Genomic DNA, 6,275 nt, shown 5'->3' with positions numbered 1-6,275 from the left:
GCTCGTCACCCCACCGCTTAACTGACTGGTATTAGGGCTTGCCTGCTTCGAGCAGTATCAGGCCAGGCGACGGCGCCAATCACCGCCATGTTGGGTGTTGCAGGCTTCTTCGGAATCGAAGCGCACGCAGCGCTCCAGGTTTACCGCAGCCACCTCGGCGTCGTGCAATGCAGCAGCAGTCAGCTCACGCATGCGTTGGTCGGCGCCACTTGCCAGCGCCTGATCCTTGCTGGCCCGCGTGTCGAAAACCCAGATCACCCGCAGGCTTTGGGGGAAGGCAGCGTAGTCGACGGTGTGCGTCAGCCACTCGAAGCCCGGGATTTCAGCCTTGGCGGTTTCGCAGGCTTCGGTCAAGGTCGCGACTAGGCGGCGTTCGAGGCGGGCGCAGTCGCGTTTGGTTAGGGGCATTTGGGTGGGCTCTAGATGGGGCCGGATATGGCGCATTAGACGTTTTTTGTAAAGCGCCTGAACAATACGGTGATAGCATTATGGAATCGCTTTTGAGCATCGTGAGCAAAAGGATAGGTTTGCTAATGGGAGTGCTAGCGGAGCCACCTGTGGTGTGAACGTTGCTCGGTAATAACTTGATAATAGAATATGGATATGATGAGAGAAAAGAAAGAGGCGACTAAATTTAGAGTTGTTTTAGAAAAATTGACTCGTGTGATGAGTTGGGTTTTATGGCTGTCAGGTGTGATAGGGCTGATAGGTGTATTAGATGATTTAGCAGCATGGCGGAAGTTTGGCAGGTATGTTCTTGAGACTGCTCAGCTCGTGGGCATGGAAGATGTTATATCAATCGCATTGTTAGTGGTGCATACCGTCTCGGTTTATTGGCATAAATGGTTGTATCCGGTATTTGATCTTTTGACCTTTTGGTTGCCGTTTGAGATTCCATCTTTGCTCAAGGATGCATTAATTATTACGTTGTTTGTATTTCTCGGGCGGAAAAGAGCATTTCGTGTTTTTGCGAGAAGTTTGAATGGCGAAAAACGTATAATGTCAAACATAGTCTATAAGTACCTGAAGGATACGAATGAAAAATTTCTTTATTTTAACCCGCGTGAAGCGAGGGAGTATATTCTAATGCGGGATGCGGACAGAAGTCTTCTTGCGTCGTACGAAATTTCAATGGTTGAAAAGTTCGAGCGGTGTTTCGGAGAAGATGCCGAAAATTTTGCCCATGATGTGCTCACGACCCCGGAGTTACTCGCGCTTCGCGAGCAGCATATGTCAGCGCTGAGGCTGTCTGATCGTCTTAAGTTTTTAGTTTATGTATTAGCTGCTTTTGTGGTTGTGTTTTTGTTGTTTGATTATATTTATTTGTTGCAGCAACAGGCTGTTTGTCAGCTAGGTTGAAGGTGTCGTTGAATGTTTTACTGAACAGTAATTTAACTTGAGTGGGTTGCAATGACTAAGCGTGAAAGACTCGATATTGAAAATCTGGCTAGGCTGGCTTTTTCAAAAAGCATATCTTGCAACGCCATCTCCAAAAAGCTTGCCGTAGGTGTCAACGGGCCGGTGCATGAATTTGATATATACGCTGAAGATGTAGTAATTGGAGGGGTCAGTACGAGTACGTACAACACGTCTCATGGAAATCCGAATACAGGGTCCCGTGACCGAGCGTGCGCAGAGTTGTTATGGCTTTCACTGTGGCCGGGCCGCGAGTCACGGGTTCATGTGCTTACGGACAAACCCCTTGCTGATTGGCTTTTCAAACGATTCAATAATGCGCCGTTCCCTACAACCATTGATATTTATCACTACGAGATGGCACGTGACTCCGTCGCATTGGTGGGTAGTGTTGGTGCAGGTCCTTCCACTTAGCTTCTAGATGACCGAAAAACGTGTAGTTTTATCGCACCGGCTTATCGCTGCTGAAACGCCACTTTCAGCCCCAACCCCATAAACAGCGTACCGATGATTTTACCTTCCCATTTACGTAGCGCGGACAGCCCTTTGAGGCCTCGGCTCAACGGACGGATGGCGATGGCCAACAGGCTGGTGTACACCGCGCTGAGCACCGAAAAGATCAAGCCGAGTACGGCAAATTGCACCAGCGACGAGCCCGATTCCGGGTGCACGAATTGCGGCAGAAAGGCCAGGAAGAAGATCGCCGTTTTCGGGTTCAGCACCTCCGCACCCACGGCCTGGAAGAACGCCTGGCGCGGTGTCACCGCTGGCAACTCAAGTCGAGCGTGGGTGCCGGTCTTGGCCATGAAGGCACGTACGCCGAGGTAGATGAGGTAAGCCGCACCCGCCCACTTCACGGCATTGAATGCCGTCGCCGACGTCATCAAGATCGCCGACAACCCCAACGCCGCGCACAGTGTATGCACCAGGTCGCCGCAAGCCACGCCCAGCCCGGTCGCGATACCGACCTTGCGCCCGCCTTGAAGCGTGCGGGTGAGCACCAACAGCACGGAAGGGCCGGGGATCAGGAACAAGCCGATCACAACGGCGACGTAGGTGATAAGGGCGGTGATTTCAAACATGGCAGGAGCCTTGACCTGGGGCGCGGCCTACAGTAATCCTCAAGTAGAAGGGCAATGCAATGTTATTGCACTGCCCTCACTGTGGTTCAGCGTTTCGATTCAGGCGCTAAACCGTCACCACAATCTTCCCCACTTGCTGGTTAGCCTCCAGAAAACCATGGGCCGCTTGGATCTCATCCAGCGCAAACGTCTTGGCAATGATCGGCGCCAATGCGCCCGACGTGAGCCCTTCGAGTATGAACGCCTTGGCCCTGGCCAGTGCCGCGGGGTCGGAGACGATTTCCGCGTAGAGGTAGCCCTTGAGCGTCAGGCTCTTGCCTAGCACGGTGAACAGCGGAAACGGCGTGGGTTCAGGGCTCAGCGCGCCGTACTCGAGCAGGATGCCGCCCCTGGCCATGCTTTGTGTGAGCGCTTCGAAGGACGGCCCGCCGATGGGGTCGAACACCACGCGCGCGCCCTGGCCGTTGGTCAGGGCCATCACCCGTTCCACCAGGTCTTCTTCATCACTGATGATCACATGGGTGGCGCCTGCGTCGAGCAAGGCCTGCTGTTTCGCACGGGTACGGGTGACGGCAATGGCCGTGGCACCGACGCTGCGGGCGATTTGAAAGGCGGCCAGGCCGACACTGCTGGATGCAGCGGTTACCAGTACCACGTCGCCCTGGCTCAGCTTGGCCTGTTCGACCAGCGCCCCCCAGGCCGTGACGTACTGCATCCACGATGCGGCGGCCTGTTCGAAGCTCAGGTTTGACGGGTGCTTGACCGCAAGATAAGCGGGCACATTCGCCACCTCGCCGTAGGTGCCCCAGCGGGCGATGTCCAGTGGCGGGATCACGCTGACCGCATCGCCTACCTTGAACTCGCTGACAGCGCTGCCGACCGCCATCACCACGCCTGCGGCTTCATAGCCCAGGCGGCTGGGGAATTCGGCTTCCTGCAAATACGCGTGGTTACGGAACATCACTTCGGCGCGGTTCAAGCCAATCGCCTTGACCTGGATTTGTACTTCATCCGCCAGGGGGGCAGGCACATCAACGTCTTCCAGTTGCAAGACGCTTGCGTCGCCGTAGGCGTGAATCCTGACAATACGTGCCATGTTGACCTCGGTGTTCATCAATGAGGCGTTCAATTTAGGCGTTGGTCGCGCAGGGATAAAGGCCTAGGATGGCGCAACACTAGAAACAATGGGTTTCCAATGGACCGCCTGACCTTGATGGCCACGTTCGTTAAAGCGGTGGAGCTGGGTTCCTTCAGCGCCGTGGCGGATGAGCTCAACCTGTCGCCGCAGTTGGTAGGCAAACAGGTGAAAATGCTTGAACAGCACTTGGGTGTATCGCTGCTCAACCGCACCACGCGCAAGCAAATCCTCACTGATTTTGGCCGTTCGTTTTATCAGCGCGCCAAGTTGATCCTGGCCGACATGGACGCCGCCGAAGAAATGGCCGCCGTGACCCGTGGCGTTCCCAGCGGGCGCCTGCGCATCAATGCCCCGGTGACGTTCGGCGTGAGCACGCTGTCGCCGCGCTTGCTGGAGTACATGGTCAAGTACCCGCAGGTGGCGGTGGACCTGACCTTGTCCAACGACATCATCGACTTGGTCGAAGATGGCTACGACGTGGTATTTCGCATCGGTGAACTCACCGACAGCGGCCTCAAGGCCTTGCCCCTCAAGCCGTATCAAATGCTGCTGTGCGCCGCTCCAGCTTACCTGGCGCGGCGGCCACCTCTCCTCACACCGTCGAACCTGCAAGAGCATGAATGCCTGGCGTTCGCCTATTCCGACGGGCGTTCCCACTTGCATTTCGAGGGGCCGGGCGGGCCTATCGACGTGCCGATTACAAGCCGTTTGACGATTAATCAGGGCGACCCGCTGCTCTCGGCCGCCGTGGCGGGGTTGGGGGTGGTGTTGTTGCCGCTGGAGTTGGTCAACGACGCGCTGCGCAAGGGCACTTTGGTCAACGTGTTGCCGGAATACCATGTACCGGTATCACCGATGAACCTGCTGTACGCGCCGGATCGTCGCTTGACCCCGAAATTGCGCAGTTTTGTGGATTTCGTAAAGGCGACGTTTGGTAGGGAAGGGCGCTGATCGGCGCCGAACCTACGGCTGCGTCGTGTGGTCAGAACTTTGTTGATACGCTTGATACCGCTCACTTCAGGCTCCCCGGGAGCAGCCATGAAAACCCTACGCACCGCCTTCCCAGGCGTTTTCCCGCGAGGCACCGCCAGCGAATCGGAAACGGCCTTGTCGGACATCGAATTCCTGCACCGGATCAGCCTGGACCTGATCGGCGAACAGGACCTCGAAGCCCTCTACGGCAAGATCGTCGATGCTGCCGTGTCCATTACCGGTTCGCAGTTCGGCACCATGCAGTTGTTATGCCCCCAGGGACATGCCGGCGGGCACGGCGGCGAGCTGCAACTGCTCTGCTCTCGTGGCCTGCCGCCCGAAGCCGTGGGTTTTTGGCAGTGGGTGAGCCCTATGGCATACAGCAGTTGCACCATGGCCCTCAAACTCGGCCAACGCGCGATCATTCCCGATTTCGAAGAGTGGGCCGATATTGCCGGTACCGAAGACCTGCTGGCGTTTCGCCGAACGGGCATTCGCGCCGCGCAAACGACACCGCTGCGCTCCCGCGACGGTCGACTGCTGGGCATGATTTCCACCCACTGGAGCCAACCGCACCAGCCGTCCGAACGTGATCTGCGCCTGCTCGACATCCTTGCGCGCCAGGCCGCCGACCTGCTTGAGCGCACCATCGCGGATGAAGCCCTGCGTGATGCCCAGACCCAATTGCGTGCCCTCAACGAAACCCTTGAGCAACGCGTGGCCGAACGCACCGCGTTGTTGATGCAGGCCGAAGAGAAGCTGCGCCAGTCGCAAAAAATGGAAGCCGTCGGCCAGCTCACCGGAGGCCTGGCCCATGACTTCAACAACCTGCTGGCGGGCATCTCCGGTGCCCTGGAGCTGATGAATCGGCGCATTACCCAGGGCCGCCTCAGTGACGTCGACAAGTACATGGTCGCCGCCCAAGGCTCGGCCAAACGCGCCGCCGTGCTCACCCAGCGGCTGCTGGCCTTTTCCCGTCGGCAAACCCTGGAGCCCCGCGTCACCAACGTCAACAGCTTGATGTACGGCATGGCCGAACTGATCCAGCGTACCGCCGGCCCCGGCGTGCAAGTCGAAACCGTCGGAGCCGCGGATGCCTGGGCAGCGTTTGTCGACGCCAGCCAACTGGAAAACGCACTGCTCAACCTGTGCATCAACGCCCGCGACGCCATGCCCGAAGGCGGCAAGATCACCCTGCAAACTGTCAACCACTGGCTCGATCACGCCACCGCCCGCACCCACGACTTGCCCGAAGGTCAATACCTGTGCCTGAGCGTCACCGACACTGGCACCGGCATGCCGCCCGACGTGATGGCCCACGTGTTCGAACCCTTCTACACCACCAAGCCCATCGGCCAGGGCACCGGCCTGGGTCTGTCGATGATCTATGGTTTTGCCCAACAGTCCGGCGGCCAAGTGCACCTGCGCTCTACCGAAGGTGTTGGCACCTGTGTGTCCCTCTACCTGCCACGCCATCACGGCGCCGCGCCCTTGGACGAACTCCCCCTCGGACACGCCGAGATTGAAGGCGCCCAACACGGCGAAACCATCCTGCTGGTGGACGACGAATCCACCGTGCGCATGCTGCTCGCCGACGTGCTCGGTGAGCTTGGCTACACCGTCATCGAAGCCGCCGACAGCGCGGCGGGGCTGAATCTGTTGAGGTC

Annotated in this window: 7 protein-coding genes; 4 read left to right on the top strand and 3 right to left on the bottom strand. The window is 57.9% G+C overall.

The window, feature by feature from the left end; translation table 11 throughout:
• Window positions 1-57: 57 nt before the first annotated feature.
• Window positions 58-408: a hypothetical protein gene (locus ACRESD_RS18035; protein WP_431752159.1), complete on the bottom strand. Its 351-nt coding sequence runs from the start codon at window positions 406-408 to the stop codon at window positions 58-60.
• Between the two features lie 189 nt (window positions 409-597).
• Here ACRESD_RS18035 and ACRESD_RS18030 point away from each other — a divergent pair, with 189 nt between their 5' ends.
• Entirely contained in the window at window positions 598-1,359 is a 762-nt protein-coding gene (locus tag ACRESD_RS18030) for a hypothetical protein (protein WP_431752158.1), read from the top strand.
• A gap of 51 nt (window positions 1,360-1,410) precedes the next feature.
• Complete coding sequence (locus ACRESD_RS18025) at window positions 1,411-1,830, top strand: hypothetical protein (protein ID WP_431752157.1); 420 nt, start codon at window positions 1,411-1,413, stop codon at window positions 1,828-1,830.
• A gap of 41 nt (window positions 1,831-1,871) precedes the next feature.
• Here ACRESD_RS18025 and ACRESD_RS18020 read toward each other — a convergent pair whose 3' ends face one another.
• Window positions 1,872-2,498, bottom strand: a complete 627-nt coding sequence (locus ACRESD_RS18020) for a LysE family translocator (protein ID WP_431752156.1) — start codon at window positions 2,496-2,498, stop codon at window positions 1,872-1,874.
• A 106-nt stretch (window positions 2,499-2,604) separates the two neighbouring features.
• Window positions 2,605-3,594, bottom strand: a complete 990-nt coding sequence (locus ACRESD_RS18015) for a zinc-dependent alcohol dehydrogenase family protein (protein ID WP_431752155.1) — start codon at window positions 3,592-3,594, stop codon at window positions 2,605-2,607.
• Window positions 3,595-3,693: 99 nt separating this feature from the next.
• Between ACRESD_RS18015 and ACRESD_RS18010 the strand changes: the two genes are divergently transcribed.
• Complete coding sequence (locus tag ACRESD_RS18010; protein ID WP_431752154.1) at window positions 3,694-4,587, top strand: LysR family transcriptional regulator; 894 nt, start codon at window positions 3,694-3,696, stop codon at window positions 4,585-4,587.
• Between the two features lie 87 nt (window positions 4,588-4,674).
• On the top strand, window positions 4,675-6,275 hold a 1,601-nt coding region (locus ACRESD_RS18005), incomplete at its 3' end, for an ATP-binding protein (protein WP_431752153.1).

The sequence above is a fragment of the Pseudomonas sp. genome (genome assembly GCF_050739995.1).
Classification (GTDB): Bacteria; Pseudomonadota; Gammaproteobacteria; order Pseudomonadales; family Pseudomonadaceae; genus Aquipseudomonas.
This window is presented reverse-complemented; position numbering and strand designations above follow the sequence as displayed.